This window comes from Micromonospora xinjiangensis (assembly GCF_056150165.1).
Genome location: NZ_JAXCFO010000005.1, coordinates 488,417 through 508,107 on the forward strand (window position 1 = coordinate 488,417; position 19,691 = coordinate 508,107).

Consider the following 19,691-nt stretch of genomic DNA (forward strand, 5'->3'; position numbering starts at 1 on the left):
CCGGGCTATTCGGCCTTCGCGAGGCGCAGGGCCAGTTCCGGGCAGACCTTGACGGCCTTCATCGCGCCCTCCCGCAGCCAGGTCGGCACGGGCGTCGGGGGGAACGCCGGGTAGCCGTTGGTGTCCAGCCTGATGAAGTCGGGCACCACGTGGGCGCAGAGGCCGTGCCCGTCGCAGCGGGACCAGTCGAGGGTCAGCTTCTGCGGGTTCGGGTCGGGTGCGCCGGGCAGCCCCATCGCGCCCTTCACCCGCCGGCCGCACCCGTCACCTGTCGAGTGCATCCGCAGGTCGTCGACGAAGACCTCGATCGCGGAGAGCGCGAACCGGGCCGTACCGTCGGGGTGGCTGCACGCGCCGCGCCCCTTCACCTCGCCGGCGGCGGCCCGCACGACGTCGGCCGGTTGGCTGCCCGCGACCGCGAGGTCCACGGCCCGGGCCAGGTCCGGCAGCCCCCGCTTGCACGGCCCGCACTGGCCCGCGGACTCTCCGGCGAGGTAGCGCACCACCTGGGCCGCCTCGCCCAGCGGGCAGGTGTCGGCGCCCAGCGGCACGATGATGCCGGCGCCGAGCGTGCCGCCGACGGCGGCCAGCCCCGCGCGGGAGATCTCCGCCCGGTCCGCGGCCTCCGCGGTGATCCACTTGCCGTGGTAGCCGCCGGTCAGGATGCCGGGCCCGTCGGGCACCTCGCAGAGTTCGAGGATGTCCCGCAGCGGGGTGCCGAGGGCGCATTCGACGACCGCGGGGCGGGCGGCCGCGCCGGTCACGGTGAGCAGCACGGTGCCCGGTTCGTCGTCGGTGCCGAGGGTCGCGTACTCGTACGGGCCGAGCCGGGCCGCGACGGCGAGCTGGGCGTACGTCTCCGCGTTGGAGAGCAGGGTGGGCAGGCCGTTCACCCCGGAGTCGCTGGAGCGCTTCTTGGTGCCCGGCGGGATGTGCGGCAGCCCGTTGATCCCGTTGACCAGCGCGCCGCCCTCCCCGGAGATGAAGCGGTGCGGGACGGTGACGACGCTGGTCGGCGCGGGCATCCGCCGTTCCGCGAGCGCCTCCATGAGCGACTCGCGCCCCACCCCGTCGTCGGCGACGCCGATGACGATCTCCTCGGCGTCCAGCGCGTACGCGGCCAGCGCCGCGCCGTCCAGGATCAGGTGCGGGGCGCGGGTGAGCAGCACCTTGTCCTTCCAACTCGCCGGCTCCCCCTCGGTGGCGTTGACCACCACCACGGCGCTCAGCTCCTGCCGCTCGCAGGACTCCAGCACCGCGCGCAGCTTGCGGGCGAACGGGAAACCCGCCCCGCCCTTGCCCTTGAGCTGGATCCCCTCGGCGAGGCGCAGCAGGCTCGCCGGTTCCATGGGGCCGAGCGTGCCGTGCACCTCCTCGTGCGCCGCGAAGTCGAGCCGACCGAACTCGGCGAATCCGGCGGTGAGCCGCGGCTCACCGACGCAGGCGACCGGGGGCACCGTCGTACGCCTCACTTCGCCTCACCCCGCAGCCCGGCCCAGTACGCCCCGTCCACGGCGTCCGCGTGCGCCCGCCGCCGCCGCGCCGACCGACTCTCGGCCCGCCGCGCCCGTCGGGACGCCAGGTCCACCAGCGTCGGCGTGTCGTCGGCCGGCACCTCCTCGGGCAGGTAGCGGGAGGGCGGGCGCCAGTACTCCGTCTCCTCCGGCACGTCGTCCTCGATGCTGTGCCGTCCGCCGCCGCTGCGCGGCAGCGCCGAGATCGGCTCGGCGGAGACCGGTTCGGCCACCTCCCAGCGGCGCGGGCTGGTCCACGGCTCCTCGGGCTCCGACCGGGACGGCGGGTACGCGACGCCCGTGTCGACCTGGGCGGGGCGACGCCCGACGGGCATCGACACCCGCACCGATCCGGGCCGACCGTCGTCGCGGCGACCGGCCGCCGGCTCCTGCTCGCGGCGCCGCCGGGTGCGGCGCGCCGCGGCTTCCCGCTCCTCGTCCCGGTACCGGCGATCCGCCCGCTCCCGGACGGAACGCGATGCCGGTTCGGCGTCCTCACCGGCCCGGCGGCGCCGGCCGGCCCGCACCGGCTCGCGGAGCGTGCCCGGCTCCGGCACCACCGGGACGGTGAACCGCTCCGGGTCCCGTCGGCGGGCACCGGCCGGCACCGACAGCTCGGCGGTGGCCTGCGCCCACTCGGCCTCCCGGCGCTGCCGCGCCGCCTGGGCGGCCAGCTTGGCCTCGGCCCGGCGTCCCAGGCCGGCGAGCAGCGACCGGCCGCGCGCCTCCTCGGCGGGCCGCTCGGCGAGCGCCTTGTTCATCGCCGCGGCCTGGTGCTGCTCCCGGCTGCGGCGGCCGAGCGTCACCGAGAGGCGCACCAGCAGCGCCACCACCACGAGCAGCACGCAGGCCAGGTAGCTCAGCACGACCCAGGAGTTGGCGGCGCGGCCGGCGTTGAGGCCGTGGAGCAGGGCGAACGGCCAGGAGACGTACGCCAGCGAGTGCAGCGACCGCCACAGCCACTTCGGGCCGGCGCCGGCGAAGCGGGCCCGGACGACACCGGTCCACAGCACGCTCACCATGAGCAGGGCCGCGACGGTGCCGAGCCCGACGTAGAGCCCGCGGCCGGAGACGAACGGCACGACCGCGTCGGTGCTCGCCGCGCGGCCGGTGGCGACCTTGGTGAGCACGTGGAAGCCGAGCCCGACGACGCCGAGGACGCCGGTGGCCCGGTGCGCGGACTGCAGGAGCACCCGGTGCCGGATCAGCAGGACCAGCCGGTCGGTGGCGAGCAGCCCCAGCATGACGGTGAGGCTGAGCGAGACCAGGGTGACCACCCCGGCGAAGAACTCCGTGAAGAAGAAGCCGTACGCGTACGCCCGCTGGCCGGCGCCGGTGAGCATGACGGCCGCCCACAGCGCCGCGAGTGTCGAGACGATCAGCACGGCCACGGAGGACCGGGACCGGGCGCGGACGCCGCGGCTGCTGGTGCTGGTCCGCACGCTCGTCGACTTCTGGTTCTGCCTGACCCGGGGCATCTGCTCCTCGATCGTCCAGTGGCGGCGCACCGCCGGCCGACTTCGCTCCCCCATCGGTACGGAGCGACGGCGCGGGCGGATCAGCGGCGGTGGAGAAATTTCCGGCCGGATCGAACCGACCGCCCGCACCGCGCGTGTGCCGGTCCCTTCGGGTCCGGACGGAACCGTCGAGGAGGGACAGTGACGCTTGTCCATGCGTTGACAGCCACTGCAACACGCTTGTAACCTTTCCGAAAATTTCAACGACGGTTGCAAGATTCAGTCAGCTCATCGGCTCTCTCCGCCGCACCGCTCCCGTCCCCCACCCCCGCCAGGAGTCGCGATGTCCCGACGTCGACGTCGATCGGCCGTCCTCGCCACCGGCCTGATCGCCAGCCTGCTCGTCCCCCTGGCCGCGACGGCACCCCCGGCCGCCGCGGCGCCCACCGGCACCAGGAAGGTCATCGTCCAGCTCTTCGAGTGGAACTGGCCGTCGGTCGCCGCCGAGTGCCAGAGCACCCTCGGACCGAAGGGCTACGGCTTCGTCCAGGTCTCCCCACCCCAGGAGCACGTCCGGGGCGCGCAGTGGTGGGTGGCGTACCAGCCGGTCAGCTACCGCGTCGAGTCGCGCAAGGGCACCCGCGCCCAGTTCCAGTCGATGGTGAACACCTGCCACGCGGCCGGCGTGAAGGTAATCGTCGACGCGGTCGTGAACCACATGTCCGGCCAGGACGCGGGCGGCACGGGCTGGGCCGGCTCGTCCTACGGCCACTACGACTACCCGGGCCTCTACCAGTCGCAGGACTTCCACCACTGCGGCCGCAACGGCAACGACGACATCGTGAACTACCACGACCGGTACGAGGTGCAGAACTGCGAGCTGGTCAACCTCGCCGACCTGCGGACGGAGTCGGACCACGTGCGCGGGCGTCTCGCCGCCTACCTCAACGACCTGCTCTCCCTCGGGGTGGACGGGTTCCGGATGGACGCCAGCAAACACATGCCGGCGGCCGACATCGCGGCCCTCAGGGCGCGACTCTCCCGCCCGGCGTACATCGTGCAGGAGGTCATCCACGGCGCGGGCGAGCCGATCCAGCCGGGCGAGTACACCGGCAACGGCGACGTGCACGAGTTCCGCTACGGCAAGGACCTGGCCCGGGTCTTCCGGTCGGAGAAGCTGGCGTACCTGCGCAACTTCGGCGAGGGCTGGGGTCACCTGCCCAGCGGCGTGGCGTCGGTGTTCGTGGACAACCACGACACACAGCGCGACGCGGGCGGGGTGCTGATTTACCGCGACCGGGGCATCTACGCGCTCGCCAACGCCTTCATGCTCGCCTGGCCGTACGGCTCCCCCACGGTGATGTCCAGCTACACCTTCGGCGACCGCGACCAGGGGCCACCCTCGGACGCCGGCAACCGGACGCTGAACACCACCTGCTACTCCGGCTGGGAGTGCGAGCACCGCTGGCCGGTCATCGCCAATATGGTCGGCTTCCGCAACGCCACGGAGGGCGCCGGCGTCGCCAACTGGTACGACAACGGCAACAACCACATCGCGTTCAGCCGGGCCGGCAAGGGTTACATCACGATCAACGACGAGGACCAGGCGATCAACGGTCGCTCGTACCACGCGGGGCTCCCCGCCGGCCGGTACTGCGACGTCATCCACGGCACCTGGAGCAACGGGTCGTGCAGTGGCCCGGTGATCACAGTGGACGCCAACGGCTGGTTCGCGGCGAACATCCCGGCGCACGACGCGGTCGCGATCCACATCGGCGCCCGGGTCTGACGCGGCAGGACGCGGGGCGGGCCGGCGACGACACCGGCCCGCCCCGGCGCGTTTCCGGGCGATCGGCGTTTTCGTCGCCTTGCGGAGTCGTAGAGTGTTTTCGTGCCGTTTGACCGAATGATCTCCCCTGGCCGTCGCCGCTGGCTCGTCGCCGGTGTCGGTGTCCCGACGTTGCTGGTCACCGCGCTGCTCACCGGCATCGCGCTGACCCCCCGGGCGGAGCCGGTCCGGCAGGCCGCACCGCTCACCTCACCGACGCCCGAGCCGGTGCCGAGCGACGTCGACCAGAGCGCGGAGGAGAGCGCCCTGCCCGCCGCGCCGGCCCCGCCGGGACTGCCCGTGGTCACGTACGACCCCGCTCCCGCCGGCTTCCCGGACGACCCGGACACCCTGGACACCACCCCCCTGACCGAGGGCCTGCACCCGACCCGGAAGATCGCCGCGTACGACGCGCCGGGCGGGCGGCCGATCGCGTTCCTCGCCCCCACCATCAGCGAGGTCGAGGTCACCATGCCCATCGCCGACCGGCACGCCGGCTGGACGGCGGTGCTGCTCCCCTCGGCCAACCGGAAGCTCGCCTGGCTGCCGCCCGGCGGATACGAGACGGTGCCGCTGCGCGACCAGATCGTCGTGGAGCGCCGGCACCACCGGCTCACCTGGTACCGCGCCGGCAACGCGGTGCGCTCCTGGGAGATCAGCCTCGGGCAGCGCGGGCAGGAGACCCCGCTGGGCCGAACCTTCATCCTCGGCCGCACCCCGCCGCCGCAGGACGTCTACGGCGGTGTGGACATCTTCGCCCTCGGCTCGGTGCCCGACGACCCCGACTCGGTGCCGACCGGGCTGCGGGGGGCGCACATCGGCCTGCACACCTGGTACCACGACGGGGAGCTGGGCGAGAACACCACGAACGGCTGCATCCGGTTGACCCGCAGCGGTCAGCGGGAGCTGCTCGCCGAGGTGCGCCCCGGCAGCAGCGTGGTGGTGGTCGAGGAGCTGCCCGCCCCGCCGCCCACCGCCTGAGCCGCCGGCCCGCTCAGTCGCCGAGCAGCCAGCCGTTCTGCTCCGCGATCCGCACCGCCTCGGCCCGGTTGCGGGCACCGGTCTTGCCGATCGCCGCGGAGAGGTGGTTGCGCACCGTCCCCTCCGACAGGTGCAGCGCCCGGGCCAGGTCCGCCGCCGTGCCGCCGCCGCGCGCCGCGCGCAGCACGTCGGTCTCCCGCTCGGTGAGCGGGCTCGCCCCGGTGGCCAGCGTCTCGGCCGCGAGCGTCGGGTCGACGACCCGCAGCCCGGCGTGCACCCGGCGGACCGCCTCGGCGAGCTGCCGCGCCGGGGTGTCCTTGACCACGAACCCGTTCGCGCCGGCCTCCATGGCCCGGCGCAGGTAGCCCGGCCGGCCGAAGGTCGTCACGACCAGCACCCGACACGTCGGCAGCGCCGACCGCAGCGCCGCGGTGGCGGAGATCCCGTCCAGCCCGGGCATCTCCACGTCGAGCAACGCCACGTCGGGGCCGGTCCGCCGGGCCTCCGGCACCACCTCGTCACCCCGACCGACCTCGGCCACCACGGACAGGTCCGGTTCGAGGGAGAGCAGCGCGGCCAGCGCGCCCCGCACCAGCGCCTGGTCGTCGGCGAGGAGCAGCCGGATCCGGTCACTCACCGCGCACCCGCCGGCAGGCTCACCCGGAGCAGGAACCCGGGCCCGTCCGGGCGCCGGCCGACCGTCACGATGGCGTCGAGCCGCTGCGCCCGCTCCCGCAGGCCCAGCAGGCCGTGGCCGGCCGCCTCGGCCCGCGCGCTCGGCCCCCGCCCGTCATCGGCGACCTCCACCGCGCCCGGCCGGACCCGGATCGCGCACTGGCGCGCCCCGCTGTGGCGTACCACGTTCGTCACCCCTTCCCGCACCGCCCACGCGAACAGCTCGTCGTGCGCGGGCGGCAGCTCCGGCAGGTCGGCCGGCACGTCGGCCGCGATGCCCGCGGCCATCAGCGCCGACCGGGCGCCCGCCAGCTCCTCGGCGAGACGGACCCCGCGGTACGCCCCGACGGTCCGTCGTACGTCGGCGAGCGCCGCCCGGGCCAGCTGCTCCACCTCGGCGATCTCCGCGGCCGCCCGGGGCGGGTCCACCTCGACCAGCCGGCCCGCGAGCTCGGCCTTGATCGCCACCACGGTCAGCGAGTGGCCGAGGATGTCGTGCAGGTCCCGCGCGGTCCGGGCCCGCTCCTCGGCGACCGCCAGCCGGCCGATCTCCTGCTGCGCCGCCCGCAGCTCGCCGTTGCGCTGGGCGAGCGCGGCCACCCCGAACATGGCGAACGACGCGAGCACCACCGCGAAGAAGACCGTGTCCTCCCCCGCCCAGCCCGGGACGAGGTGCCCCGCCACCACCGGCGTCAACGCGGCGAGGACCACGACGGCCAGCGCCCACCGGCCCGGGAGCAGGAACACCGCCGCCGCGGCCACGAAGACCAGCGTGGTCATCCAGTCCGCGCCGGTGCCGGGGCTGCCGAGCAGGCCGAGGGCGAGCAGCCCCAGCAGCAGGGCGGCGGCGCGGCCGCGCGGGACCGGCCTGCCGACCTGCCGGTGCGACCGCGCCCACTCGAAGAGCAGCACGTACGCCGCGCCGAACGCGACCAGGGTGCCGACCCCGAGCCACTTCCGCCACGGCTCGGCCTGGCGCAGGGCGGTCTCCAGCGGGACGTTGAGGAAGAAGAGCCAGACCGCGGCCAGCAGCCAGCCGGTGAGCCGCCACTTGCGACCCACCGGCGGGCGGCCCCCCGTGATCACGTCCATCGGGTCCACGCTATCGGCGGTCAGACCCGGGCGGTGTCCCGGCGGAACAGCCGCATCGCGCCGAGCGCGAAGAGGACCGTCCAGCCGACCAGGTTGACGACCGCGCCCGGGCTCACGCCGTCCCCGGTCAGCGGGGCACGGGCGATCTCGCCGACGCCGTACACCGGGGTGAAGCGCGCGACGTCGGCGAGCACGTCCGGCAGCACCTCCAGCGGGACGAAGAGCCCGCCGAACATCGCCAGCACCGCCAGGACCGGGCCGATGAACTGCATGACGTTCTCCGCCGGGGCGAGGTAGCCGACGAAGAGGCCGAAGGCCGCGAAGACCAGCGAGCCGAGCCATGCCCCGAGGCCGGCCAGCAGCCAGACGTGGGCGGGCATCCGGACGCCGGCCGCGGCGCCGACGCCGAACTCGACACCGACCGCGACCAGGCCGAGGGCCATGGCGGTGACGACCTTCGTGGCGACGTACGCCGTCGGGCGCAGCGGGGTGAGCCGCAGCTGCCGGCTCCAGCCCAGCGCCCGCTCGGTGGCGACCGCGGCGCCCGCGCTGGTGGTGGCCACCATGCCCGCGTACACGGCGAGGCTGACCATGATGTACGCGATCACGCTGCTGCCGCTGCCGAGCTGCTGGCCACGTTGGGGCACGCCGAAGATGAGGAAGAAGACCGCCGGCATGAACAGCGTGAACGCGAGGGTGCGGCGGTTGCGCAGCACCCGGCGCAGCTCGATGCGCAGCACCGCCGGGGAGAATCCGCCGAGAGCGGGAGGCCGGCGGGTGACGACGGCGGGATCGGCGGTGGCGGACAGGGTGGTGGTCATCGTGCGGCTCCGGCCTGGTCGGTGGTGAGGGCGAGGAAGGCGTCTTCGAGGTTGCGTGAGGTGATCTCGACGTCCCGGGCGGCGGTCCGGGTGAGCAGGTGCCGGGCGACCTGGTCGGAGTCGGCGGTGCGCACGAGGACGCTGTCGCCGCGCACCTCGACGGCGTCGACACCGGGCAGCGCGGCGAGCGCCGCCTGGTCGGCGCCGGGAAGGGTGGCCCGGACCAGCCGCCCGGCGGCCAGGTTCTTGATCTCGGCGGTGGTGCCGTCGGCGACGATCCGCCCCTGCCGGACCAGCACGATCCGGTCGGCGTACGCGTCGGCCTCGTCGAGGTAGTGGGTGGCGAAGATGACGGTGCGCCCGGCCCGGGCGTCGCGCCGCAGCGCCTGCCAGAACTCCCGCCGGCCCTCGACGTCCATGCCGGTCGTCGGCTCGTCGAGCACCATCAGGTCCGGGTCGGGCAGCAGGGCGAGCGCGAACCGCAGCCGCTGCTGCTGGCCGCCCGAGCAGCGCCCGACCACGCGGTCGGCGATGTCGGCGATCCCGGCCCGCTCCAGCACCTCCGCCGCGGGGCGGCTGTGCCGGTAGAAGTTCGCGGTCATCCGCACCGTCTCGCCGACGGTCAGGTCCTTGAGCAGTCCGCCGGTCTGGAGCACGGCGGCGACGCGGCCGAGGGCGACCGCGTCCGCCGGGCTGCCGCCGTGGATCCGCACCGACCCGGCGTCCGGCCGGGCCAGGCCGAGCAGCATGTCGATGGTGGTGGTCTTGCCGGCGCCGTTCGGGCCGAGGAACGCGACCACCTCGCCGGGCTCGACCCGCAGGCTCAGCCCGTCGACCGCGGTGACCGCGCCGAAGGTCTTGGTGAGGCCGCTCAGCTCGACGGCCGGGTGCGTACTGGTCATGACAGCCATGCTCCGGGGCGGACGGGCCCGGTGCCCCGAGCGCCCGTCACGTCCCGGGCATGACATTTGTCAGGGGCCGGGGCGCCTGTGCCGCCCCCGCCCGCGGGTCAGTGCTGTCCCGCCTCCGCCTCGCGCGCGCGCCGGGGCAGCAGGAACGCGGCCGCGACGGTGACCACGAGCAGCGCCGCCTCCACCCAGAGTGTGCTCCGGACGGCCGCGGCGGCACCCTCCCCCGGCAGCCGGGCGAAGAAGACCGTGCCGAGCAGGGCCACGCCCAACGCGCCGCCGAGCTGCTGCACGGCCGTCAGGGTGCCGGAAGCCGAGCCGGTCTCGGCCGGCTCCACGCCGGAGAGCACGATGTCGAAGAACGGGGCCATCACCAGGCCCATCCCGAAGCCGACCAGCAGCAGCGCCGGGACCAGCCGCCACGGCGTGACGTCCGGACCGGCGAGCCGCAGCGTGAGCAGCACGGCGCCGACGCCGGCCAGCACCACGACCAGGCCGGCGTGGATGAGCGTACGACCGAACCGCCGGGCCAGGCCAGCGCCCGCGATCACGAAGGCCGCGACCATGCCGACCGCCTGGGGTACGCCGGCCAGCCCGGCGCGCAGTGGCGAATAGCCGAGCCCGAGCTGGAGGTAGAGGCTGAAGACCAGCGAGAAGCCCGTGAGCGCGGTGAAGAACGCCAGCCCGGCGACGAGCCCGCCGGTGAACGCCCGGCGGTGGAACAACGTCGGCACCACCAGCGGATCCCGGCCGGCGCGGTGCCGGCGCACCTCGTAACGGGCGAAGATCGCGAAGACGGCGGCCGCGGCGGCCAGCATCGCGAACATCTCCCCCGGCCAGCCCTGCTCACGCCCCTGCACCAGCGGATAGACCAGCAGCACGGCGCCGAGCGCGACGAGCCCCACGCCGGGCAGGTCGAGCCGGGAGGCGTGCGTCGAGCGCGACTCCGGCAGAAAGCGCAGCGCGCCGAGCATCGCGAGCAGGCCGAGCGGCAGGTTGATCAGGAAGATCGCTCGCCAGCCGGTGCCGGCGAGGTTGGCGTCGACGAGCCAGCCGGCGAGGATCGGGCCGCCGACCGCGGATATCCCCATGACGGGGCCGAAGGCCCCGAACGCGGCCGCCAGTTCCCGGGGCGGGAAGACCTCCTTGATGATCCCGAGGCCCTGCGGGATGAGCACGGCGCCGAAGAGCCCCTGGGCCACCCGGGACGCGACGAGCATTCCGGGCGCGACGGAGAGGGCGCAGAGCGCCGAGGCGGCCGTGAAGCCGAGGAGACCGATCAGAAACATCCGGCGCCGGCCGTAGAGGTCGCCGAGGCGTCCGCCGGTGACCAGGCCGACGGCCATGGCGAGGGTGTAGCCGGCGCCGAGCCATTGGATGAGGCTGGCCGACCCACCGAGGTCGGCGCGGATCGCCGGACCGGCGAGGTTGGTGACCAGGGCGTCGAGGAGATCCATGACCTCCGCGGCGAGGATGACGGCGAGGGCGAGCCAGCGCCAGCGGTACGGCGCGACTCGGCTGGGTGCGGGCCGGGCGGCAGCGGCCTCGCCCACGGCGGCCTGGGACATCGGATCTCCTGACGCGAATCGAACGCTGTTCGTTAACGAACACCGTTCTATCAACGAACTGCGTTCGTCGGCAAGTACGATGGCGTCGTCCGCACCCGGAGGTGACTCGTGAACGACCTGCCCGACCCGCCCTGGCGCACCCCGGCCCGCCCCCGCGCCAACCGGCGCCCGCTGAGCCAGCAGGCGGTCGTCGACGCCGCGATGACCGTGCTGGGCCGGGAGGGTCTGGGTGGGCTGAGCATGCGGCGGGTGGCGCAGGAGCTGGGCACCGGCCCGGCCTCGCTCTACGCGCACGTGTCGGGCAAGGAGGAGCTGCTGGAGCTGCTGCTCGACCGGGTGAGCGCCGCGATCACCGTCCCCGAGCCGGACCCGCGACGCTGGACGGACCAGATCAAGGAGGTGGCCTGGCAGGCGTACCGGGCCTACGCGACGCACACCCACCTCGCGCTGGCCTCCCTGGCCACTATCCCCACCGGCCCGAACGCCCTACGGGTCACCGAGGGGATGCTGGCCATCCTCATCGCCGGCGGGGTGCCGCCCCAGCCGGCTGCCTGGTTCCTGGACCGGCTCTTCCTCTACATCGCCGGCGACGCCTACGAGGGGGCGCTCTTCGGCGAGAAGGTCCGCGCCTCGGGCAAGGACCTCGAGGGCTACTGGAGCGGGATGCTCGCCCAACTACGCGAGTACTACCTCAGCCTGCCCGCCGACCGGTTCCCGCACACCCTCGCCCACCTCGACGAGATGATGGCCGGCGGCGGCGACGAGCGCTTCGCGTTCGGCCTCGACCTGCTGGTGCAGGGCGTGGCTCGGTACGCCACGCCGGGCTGAGCCCTCGCGGGGGCGCGTCGGGCGGCCCATTCCGCGCCTCGCACCGCCGAGGAATTCCACCGCGCCAGCCGGGTAACCGCCGGGGTCCGTACGTCGCGACCGGGGAGGGACGCCGATGGGCAGCGCGCCGCAGGGGGACGTGGACACCGTCGTACTGATCCACGGGCTGTGGATGACGCCGCGGAGCTGGGAAGGGTGGGTCGACCGGTACTCGGCGCGTGGGCTGCGGGTGATCGCGCCGGCCTGGCCGGGCATGGACCGGGAGGTCGAGCAGTTGCGCGACGACCCGACACCCATCGCCGGGCAAAGGATTCCCGACATCGTCGACCACTACGCCCGGATCATCCGGAGCCTGCCCCGGCCTCCCGTCATCATGGGCCACTCCTTCGGCGGGCTCATCACCCAGCTCCTGGTGGACCGTGGGCTCGGCGCGGCCGCCGTCGGCGTCAGTCCCGCGCCGGTCAAGGGGGTGCTGAAGCTGCCGCTGAGCACCCTGCGCTCCGCGTTCTCGATCCTGCGCAACCCGGCGAACCGGCACAAGGCCGTCCCGTTCACCCAGGACGACTTCGCCTACGCGTTCGGCAACACGATGAGCCGGGCCGACTCCGACCGGGCCTGGGAGCGCTACGCCGTCCCCGGCGCCGGCCACGTGCTCTTCGAGGGCGCCTTCGCCAACCTCGACCCGAACTCGGCCGCCCACGTCGACACGCGCCGGGACGACCGGGCACCACTGCTGCTGATCGCCAGTGGCGCGGACCACGTGATCCCGCCCGGGGTGGTCCGCAGCAACGCCGCCCTCTACACGAAGTCCCGGGCGCTGACCGCCTACCACCCGTTCCCCGGCCGCTCCCACTTCACCGTCGGTGAGGACGGCTGGGAGCAGGTCGCCGACTACGCGCTGGACTGGGCGCTGCGAGCGGCCGCGATTCCCCGCGAGCAGACCATCACCAGCGAGAACCCGCGCCGCTGACGGTCCGATCCACAACACCGGCGGCCTCTGGGGAGCATGGCTGCGGGTGGCGGGGGTACCACCGGTCCATGAGGGCGAGTTTTCGGCTCGGCCGGGTCGCAGGTGTACCCGTGGGGGTCAACTGGAGTGTCCTGGTCATCTTCGCACTGATCTGGTGGGGCCTGTCCGCCAGCCAGTTCCCCCGCTCGTACCCCGACCGGCCGGTGATCCTGTACGTGCTCTCCGGGCTGGTCGCGGCGGTGGTCTTCTTCCTCGGCCTGCTGGCCCACGAGGTGTCCCACGCCATCGTGGCGAAGAACAACGGCCTCGAGGTCGGCGGCATCACCCTGTGGTTGTTCGGCGGGGTGGCGGAGCTGCGCGGTGAGGCGAAGGATCCCGGCGCGGAGCTGCGCATCGCCGGGATCGGCCCGCTGGTCAGCCTGATCATCGGGGTCGTCTTCGGCGCGTTCGCGATCATCCTCGCCCAGGTCGGCTACAGCGGGCTGCTGCTGGGCGTGCTGGCCTGGCTGGCCGGCATCAACATCCTGCTGGCGGTCTTCAACGTGCTGCCGGCGGCCCCGCTGGACGGCGGCCGGCTGCTGCGCGCGGGGGTCTGGCGCTGGACCGGCGACCGGACGAAGGCGTCGGTGGTCGCGGCCCGGGCCGGGTGGGTGCTCGGCGCCGTGCTGATCGCGCTCGGCCTGTGGCAGTTCCTCGCCGGTGTCGGCTTCGGCGGGCTCTGGCTGGCCCTGATCGGTTGGTTCCTGATCGGGGCGGCCGGGATGGAGGAGCGGCAGGCCCGCATGGGCAGCGCGCTGCGCGGCGTACGGGTCGCCGAGGTGATGACCCCGCAGCCGCAGACCGCCTCACCGGAGATGACCGTCGCCGACTTCGTCGACCACTACCTCTTCGCGTACCGGCACTCGGCGCTGCCGCTCACCGAGGACGGGCGGCCGATCGGCCTGGTCACCCTCGACCGGGTACGCGGCATCCCGCCGGACCGCCGCGACGGCACCACGCTGGCCGAGGTCGCGTGCCGGGAGGAGCAGCTGGTGCTCGCCTCGCCGGACGAGCAGCTCAACGAACTGCTCCCCCGGCTCAACGAGTGCGCCGACGGGCGGGCCCTGGTGGTGCGGGAGGGCCGCCTGGTGGGGATCATCTCGCCGAGCGACATCAGCCGGGCGGTGCAGCGGGGCAGCGTCCGGGAGCAGATGGCCGGCGACCGGCGGTGAGGCGGCCCACCTCCGTCACGCCGGGCCGCCGGCCGGACCGCCGAGCAGTCCGCGCAGGGTCGCCCGGGTCCACGCCGCGATGGTGAACGAATCGGTGATCACCCCGTCCCGGATCAGCTCGCCCACGTGCTCCGGCGCGTACGTCCGCACCGCCCGGATGCCCTCGTCGGCGCCGAGGGGCCCGAGCCCGGTGATCTCGGCCAGGTAGAGCCGCACCTCGTCGGTCGCCGTCCCGGTGTCCGGGTGCATCGACCCGAGGTCGACGAGCCGGGCCGGCGCGACCCCGATCTCTTCCCGCAGTTCCCGGGCCGCCTGGTCGGCGGGAGGCACACCCACCTCGCCGAACCCGCGAGGCGCCTCCAGGTGCCACCGGCGGGTCGCGTGCCGGAAGTGCTCGATCAGGACGACCGCGCCGTCCAGCACCGGCAGGAGCACGATGCCGTCCGCCCCGCCGCTGGGCAGCTTCCGGATGTACGTGCCCACACCGCCGTCGGGAAATCGGACGGGGTCGCGCACCAGCGTCAGGTACTCGTCCCGGTAGACCACACCCGTCCGGCTCCACTCGACCGGCAGTCCGCGGGCGCGCAGGAGGGCGGCCTTCGCCTGCTCCGCCGCCGCGACCTGCTCCTCGTCGTCCAGGATCCGGACGGCGGCGTCCGCCGGGTCGGCGAAGTATCCGGGCAGTCGCCTCCGCAGCTCCAGGTAGTCGTCCCAGGCGCTACTCACCGTCGTCCCCCTCCGGTCGGTCGATGTTGGCGTCCGAGTCGCGCTCGGCGCTCCCGCCGGTCACCGGGAAACCGACCTCCCGCAGGCGGCGGACGAGTTCGCGCCAATCCTCCCCCGCCCGGAGCAGGTGGACCCGCATCACGTCGATCCCGGTGCCCAGCTGCCGCTCGGCGCGCCGCTGGTCCCGCCCGACCACCGCGAACCGGACCACGGCGGTCGCGCCGCGGGCCGCCACCTCGGTGGCGACGTCACCGAGCAGCTCGATCCGCGGATCGCCGTCGAAGATGACGGAGGCGCTGGTGCCGAGCACCTCGACGGTGACCCGGATGACCGGCTCCCACGCCTGCGTCCGCTCCAGCCGGCGGTCCCCCACGATGCCGGCGAGGCGGCGGGCCAGGGCGACGTAGCGGTCGTAGACCCGCTGGCCCCGGGCGACGAAGTCGAGCGGGTCGTCGAGCAGCCCGTGGAGGCTGGTGACGTACTCGCGCCACTCGTCGGTCTCCCGCGCCTGGCGTACGTGGTGCAGGTCCAGGCCGGTGAGGTCGAGCCGCAGCGGCAGCTGGGCCAGGTCGAACGCGTTCGGGCGCAGCGCCCGCAGGAGCGCGAGCAGGTCGTCCATCCCCCGCTCGGGCGGCCGCTCCCGGCGGTACTCCTGCATCGCCGTACGCCGCAACGAGTCGGTGGGGATGAGCGCGTAGCCGTCGAGAGCGTCCGGGAGCGTGGTGTTGTACCTGAGGTCGACCAGCTGCTTGAGCTCGGCGACCAGCGGTAGGGTGCGGAACGCGCCGTCGGCCGGGTTGGTGCCGGGCTCGACCAGGAACTCACGGTAGAAGCCGTCGCGGTCGGCCTGCTCCGCGTCCAGCGCCCACTGGTTGACGTCGCGCAGCCGGCTCTTCAACACCGGCACCGCCTCGTCGTCCAGCCGCAGGTCCCGCTGGAGTTCGGCGAGGTTGAACGCGGGCAGTTGGAGCAGGAACTTGCGGAACTCGGCGAACATCAACCGTTCGGTGAGGCGCTCGTTCTCCGTGTCGTCCCAGGACAGCCGGATGCAGCGCAGCCGGTCCACCTCGTCGAGGACGCCGAGCCACGCCGGCCAGCCGGCCTCGTCGACCCCGAACCGGGGCGCCGCGTCCGGGCTCCGTTCGCGCAGCAGGAACGGCACGAGGACGCTCTCTGCCAGCAGTTCGCGGAACGCGTCCCGCTGCGGTCCGGTCCGGGTGAAGTCCTGGTAGACGACCGGGTTGTTGAAGAAGTACGCCCGGTTCACCACGACCTGCTCGGCGTTGAGGACCGAGCGCAGGTACTCCGCGCGCGCGTCCTGCCGGCGCCGGCGCTCGACGTCCCGGTAGGACTGCCGGCGCCGGAGCATCCGCGTGAGGAGGTCCTGTGTCACCCACTGGTTGTCCAGGCACTGGGCGACGACCGTGATCGGCGCGAGGTCACGGTTGTCGATCGGCACGAGCCGACCGCCGAGGCCGGAGATCTCCTGAGTCATGCGACTCCTCAATGGACACGGGCAGGGGACCCGGCCATCATGCCGACCCCGTCCACCGGAACGGAACTCGACCGGAAGGTCGCCCTCCCCCGCCCGGACGCGCGCCGGTCCGGATCGATCGGCCGGGGCGGTCAGCGCGGGAAGTAGCGGTCCAGCAGCTCGGTGCGGAAGGCCCCCCGAGGGTCCAGCCGGGTCAGCAGGGCGGCGAAGTCGGCGTACCGGGGGTAGGCGGCGGCCACCCGCTCCGGGGCCAGCCCGAAGACCTTCCCCCAGTGCGGGCGCGGCGCGAACGGCGCGAGCGCCTCCTCGACGGCGGCCACCACCGGCAGCACGGCCGCGGCGTCGTCGATCCAGGTGAAGTGCACGGCGAGGCTGTCCCGCCCGTGGTTGGGGCTCAGCCAGAGCCGATCGGCCGCCACCGTGCGCAGCTCGCAGATCTGCAGCACCGGGGCGATCCGGTCCGCGAGGGGGTCGAGCGCGGCGAGCACGTCGGCCGCCGCCGCGCGGGGCACGTGGTACTCCGACTGCAACTCGTCACCGCTGCTCGGGGTGAACCCGAGCCGGAAGTGCGGCAGCCGCTCGTGCCACGGCCCGGGCACGCCGAGCTGCGGGGTGCAGTTCTCCGCCGGCATCCCTGGCACCGGGTGCCGGGGAGCGTCCGCCGCCGTCGTCCCGAGCCAGCCCCGCGGCGGGGCGGGCTCGTCGGCCCGCTGCTTGCGCCACACCTGATTGATCCGGCGGGAGCGCCAGTCGGTGAAGAGGCTGACGCTGTACGCCGAGCCCAGCGCCGCGGCCACCTCCTCGCGCGGGAGGTCGAGCCGGACGTACTGCCGCAGCTCGAAGGTGGGCACCACGTCGAGCGTGACCCTGGTGACGACGCCGAGCGCGCCGAGACCGACCACCATGCCGGCGAAGGTGTCCCCGTCGGCGTCGCGGTCGACGCGGAGCACGTCGCCGCCGGCGGTGACCAGCTCCAGCGCGGCGACCGAGGTGGCCAGGTTGCCGTTGCGCTCACCGGAGCCGTGGGTGGCGGTGGCGATCGCGCCGGCGACCGAGATGTGCGGCAGCGAGGCGAGGTTGGCGAGCGCCCACCCCTCGGTGTGCAGCCGGGTCGCCACGTCCCCGTAGCGCAGGGCGGCGGCCACGGTGACCGTCCGTCGGTCCGGGTCGATGCTGATCTCCGGGGGCAGCCCGGCGAGGCTCACCAGGTCGCCGCCGGTGTCGCCGAGCCGGTTGAACGCGTGCCCGGTGCCGACCGCCCTGATCCGGTCGCTCCCGGCGACCAGCCGACGCAGCTCGTCGAGGGTGGTCGGCCGGTGGAACCGGCGTGCCGCGTAGCGGACGTTGCCGGCCCAGTTGCGACGGGGCACGAGGTCGCCGGGCGTGGTCGGAGCGGGGTGGGTGCGTTCGTCCGCGGTGGTCACAGGGTGGGCTCCCGGTCGGTCGAGCGGTCTTCGGCGAGGGCGGCGTCGAGCGCGAGCAGCGCCTCGTCGACCTCCCGCCGACTGTAGCCGCGCGCGTCGGTCGTCAGCCCGCCCGCTCGGGCCTGCTCGACCTCGGCCCGCGCCGACCGCCGCGCCGCGGCGTCGCCCCAGGCCAGTGCCTCCTGGCCGCGCCGGAGGAGCCGGTCGACCCGGTCCGTCCGGTAGCCACGCAGCCCGATCGGGAACTCGTTCAGGGCGAACGCGGCCCGGCGTCGGGCCACCGCGTCGGTGAAGCGGTCGCCGGCGAAGCGGCGCAGTGCGGCGGCCACCTCGTCGGGCCCCTCCCGCACCTGGCTCAGGTCGAGCAGCTCCACGGCCGGTCGGCCGTCGAGCGGGTGTCGCGCGGTCGCCGGTAGGCCGAGCACGACGCCGGGGACGGGCACCAGCAGCAGGCGGGGCGCCGCGGGGCGCCCCTCGACGGGCAGGGGCTCGTCGAGCGCGAGCGCGTCGACCTCCGTCCACCGGACCAGCCGGCGCAGGCCCGGCCGGCGCACGGTCAGCCCTTCGGGGCCGACGGCGAACCGGAACGGCCGCACCGCGCCGAGCAGCACCACGCCGCCCAGGACGACGGCGCCCAGCGCCACGAGGGTACGCAGCACGGAGCCCTCGCTGGGCACCGCGAGCAGGGCCACACCACCGAGCACGCACACCAGCGGGAGCACGAGCGGTCCCCGGTTCCGCCGCAGTTCCACGTCGTGACCCCCGTTCTGACCGTGGCCGTCGGTGTGCTGCATCCTCCGACAGGTCGGGGCCGGCCGACACCGGTCGATCGGGCACGGTTGGTCCCGGCATCGGGGGGAAACCCCATGCCCATGAACGGCTACCAGGATTCCGCCCCGCACGGCGACGCCGTCCAGGCCTCGTCACCCGGTCCTCGGCCGACGCCGGCGCCCCCGCCCGCGCCGACCCCGGTGCCCACGCCCTCCCCGGCACCCCGGGCGCGGCGGCGAGGCGGCGCCCGAGCCGGCGGGGCGCGCTGAGGCGATCCGCGCGGCCGGGGCGCCGGCCCGGCCGACGAAGCCCGCTGCCCGGCCGGCGGCCCGGCCCGCCGACGCGGACCGGGTCACCGCACGACCGCGGTCACACCTTCGGCATCACCTCGGCCGCGACCAGCTCGATGTGGTCCAGGTCGCTGAGGTCGAGCACCTGGAGGTAGAGGCGCTGGGCGCCGACGGCCGCGTACCGGCCGATCTTGTCGACGATCTCGGCGGGGGTGCCAGCCAGGCCGTTGGCACGCAGCTCGGCGGGCTCCCGGCCGATCGCCGCGGCCCGCCGCGCGACCTCGGCGTCGTCGCGCCCGCAGCAGAGCACGAGCGCGTTGGACCAGCGCAGCTCGGCGGGGTCGCGGCCGATCTCGGCGCACGCCGCCCGTACCCGCTCGAACTGGGCCGCCGAGTCCTCGACCGAGGCGAAGGGGAGGTTGAACTCGTCCGCGTAGCGGGCGGTGAGCTGCGGGGTGCGCCTCTTGCCCATGCCGCCGAGCAGGATCGGCGGCCGCGGGTCCTGCACCGGCTTCGGCAGGGCCGGGGAGTCGGCCACCGGGTAGTACCGGCCGGCGTACCCGAAGGTTTCGCCGCGGGGCGTCGCCCAGAGGCCGGTGATGACGGCGAGCTGCTCCTCCAGGCGGTCGAAACGCTCCGTCAGCGACGGGAACGGGATGCCGTACGCGGTGTGCTCCTCCGCGTACCAGCCGGTGCCGATGCCCAGCTCGACGCGGCCGCCGCTCATCTGGTCCACCTGGGCCACCGTGATCGCCAGCGGGCCGGGCAGCCGGAAGGTGGCGGCGGTCATGAGCGTGCCGAGCCGGATCCGGTTGGTGTCCCGGGCGAGGCCGGCCAGGGTGGTCCACGCGTCGGTGGGGCCGGGCTCACCGCTCACCCCGCCCATCTTCAGGTAGTGGTCGGAGCGGAAGAAGGCGCCGTAGCCGGCGTCCTCCGCGCAGCGGGCCACAGCGAGCAGCTCGTCGTAGGTCGCCCCCTGCTGGGGTTCGGTGAAGATCCGCAGTTCCATGCTCCGAGCATATGGAGCCGCTCCGGGGGCCGGCGCACGACCTGCGCAGGGGGGCCGTACGCCTGACCGAGGTCTGCACGAGGCGGCAGTCCGCCAGGGCCTGCGGGCCGTTGGCCCGCCGGG

Annotated in this window: 17 protein-coding genes; 5 read left to right on the top strand and 12 right to left on the bottom strand. The window is 74.4% G+C overall.

What is annotated here, in order from left to right; all coding sequences use genetic code 11:
* Positions 1–5 precede the first annotated feature (5 nt).
* Complete coding sequence (locus SM573_RS21110; RefSeq protein WP_474612973.1) at positions 6–1,472, bottom strand: NADH-ubiquinone oxidoreductase-F iron-sulfur binding region domain-containing protein; 1,467 nt, start codon at positions 1,470–1,472, stop codon at positions 6–8.
* On the bottom strand, positions 1,469–3,046 hold the full coding sequence (locus tag SM573_RS21115) for a hypothetical protein (protein WP_474612972.1): 1,578 nt from the start codon (positions 3,044–3,046) through the stop codon (positions 1,469–1,471). The genes SM573_RS21110 and SM573_RS21115 overlap by 4 nt, the downstream gene beginning before the upstream one ends.
* 268 nt (positions 3,047–3,314) lie before the next feature.
* Between SM573_RS21115 and SM573_RS21120 the strand changes: the two genes are divergently transcribed.
* Positions 3,315–4,760, top strand: a complete 1,446-nt coding sequence (locus SM573_RS21120; protein WP_474616864.1) for an alpha-amylase — start codon at positions 3,315–3,317, stop codon at positions 4,758–4,760.
* Between the two features lie 102 nt (positions 4,761–4,862).
* Complete coding sequence (locus SM573_RS21125) at positions 4,863–5,780, top strand: L,D-transpeptidase (protein ID WP_474612970.1); 918 nt, start codon at positions 4,863–4,865, stop codon at positions 5,778–5,780.
* A gap of 13 nt (positions 5,781–5,793) precedes the next feature.
* Here the strand turns inward: SM573_RS21125 and SM573_RS21130 are convergent, their stop codons facing one another.
* The 5 genes from SM573_RS21130 to SM573_RS21150 form a co-directional block, all read right to left on the bottom strand.
* Complete coding sequence (locus SM573_RS21130; RefSeq protein WP_474612969.1) at positions 5,794–6,417, bottom strand: response regulator; 624 nt, start codon at positions 6,415–6,417, stop codon at positions 5,794–5,796.
* The gene (locus tag SM573_RS21135; RefSeq protein WP_474616865.1) at positions 6,414–7,547 is read right to left on the bottom strand and encodes a sensor histidine kinase; all 1,134 of its coding nucleotides are present in this window, start codon (positions 7,545–7,547) and stop codon (positions 6,414–6,416) included. Before SM573_RS21135 ends, SM573_RS21130 begins: the two co-directional genes overlap by 4 nt.
* A 20-nt stretch (positions 7,548–7,567) precedes the next feature.
* Positions 7,568–8,368, bottom strand: coding sequence for an ABC transporter permease (locus SM573_RS21140; RefSeq protein ID WP_474616866.1), 801 nt, complete (start codon positions 8,366–8,368; stop codon positions 7,568–7,570).
* Entirely contained in the window at positions 8,365–9,270 is a 906-nt protein-coding gene (locus SM573_RS21145; RefSeq protein ID WP_474616867.1) for an ABC transporter ATP-binding protein, read from the bottom strand. Before SM573_RS21145 ends, SM573_RS21140 begins: the two co-directional genes overlap by 4 nt.
* 107 nt (positions 9,271–9,377) lie before the next feature.
* The gene (locus tag SM573_RS21150; protein ID WP_474616868.1) at positions 9,378–10,844 is read right to left on the bottom strand and encodes an MFS transporter; all 1,467 of its coding nucleotides are present in this window, start codon (positions 10,842–10,844) and stop codon (positions 9,378–9,380) included.
* A 108-nt stretch (positions 10,845–10,952) separates the two neighbouring features.
* Here SM573_RS21150 and SM573_RS21155 point away from each other — a divergent pair, with 108 nt between their 5' ends.
* The 3 genes from SM573_RS21155 (at position 10,953) to SM573_RS21165 (ending at position 13,853) form a co-directional block, all read left to right on the top strand.
* A complete protein-coding gene (locus SM573_RS21155) occupies positions 10,953–11,672 on the top strand; it encodes a TetR/AcrR family transcriptional regulator (RefSeq protein WP_474612964.1) in 720 nt (239 codons plus the stop codon).
* Between the two features lie 115 nt (positions 11,673–11,787).
* Complete coding sequence (locus tag SM573_RS21160; RefSeq protein WP_474616869.1) at positions 11,788–12,642, top strand: alpha/beta hydrolase; 855 nt, start codon at positions 11,788–11,790, stop codon at positions 12,640–12,642.
* A gap of 68 nt (positions 12,643–12,710) precedes the next feature.
* Positions 12,711–13,853: a site-2 protease family protein gene (locus SM573_RS21165; protein ID WP_474612962.1), complete on the top strand. Its 1,143-nt coding sequence runs from the start codon at positions 12,711–12,713 to the stop codon at positions 13,851–13,853.
* A 15-nt stretch (positions 13,854–13,868) separates the two neighbouring features.
* On the opposite strand, the gene SM573_RS21170 is transcribed toward SM573_RS21165, so the two are convergent.
* The 5 genes from SM573_RS21170 to SM573_RS21190 all read right to left on the bottom strand — a co-directional run bounded on the left by SM573_RS21170 (position 13,869) and on the right by SM573_RS21190 (position 19,568).
* Positions 13,869–14,579, bottom strand: coding sequence for an NUDIX hydrolase (locus SM573_RS21170; protein WP_474616870.1), 711 nt, complete (start codon positions 14,577–14,579; stop codon positions 13,869–13,871).
* Positions 14,572–16,074 (bottom strand): hypothetical protein, encoded by a 1,503-nt coding sequence (locus SM573_RS21175; protein ID WP_474616871.1) that lies wholly within the window; start codon positions 16,072–16,074, stop codon positions 14,572–14,574. The genes SM573_RS21170 and SM573_RS21175 overlap by 8 nt, the downstream gene beginning before the upstream one ends.
* A gap of 131 nt (positions 16,075–16,205) precedes the next feature.
* Positions 16,206–17,444, bottom strand: coding sequence for a D-arabinono-1,4-lactone oxidase (locus SM573_RS21180; RefSeq protein ID WP_474613264.1), 1,239 nt, complete (start codon positions 17,442–17,444; stop codon positions 16,206–16,208).
* Between the two features lie 50 nt (positions 17,445–17,494).
* Entirely contained in the window at positions 17,495–18,250 is a 756-nt protein-coding gene (locus tag SM573_RS21185) for a hypothetical protein (RefSeq protein ID WP_474616872.1), read from the bottom strand.
* 388 nt (positions 18,251–18,638) lie between these two features.
* A complete protein-coding gene (locus SM573_RS21190) occupies positions 18,639–19,568 on the bottom strand; it encodes an LLM class F420-dependent oxidoreductase (protein WP_474612958.1) in 930 nt (309 codons plus the stop codon).
* Positions 19,569–19,691: the final 123 nt, after the last annotated feature.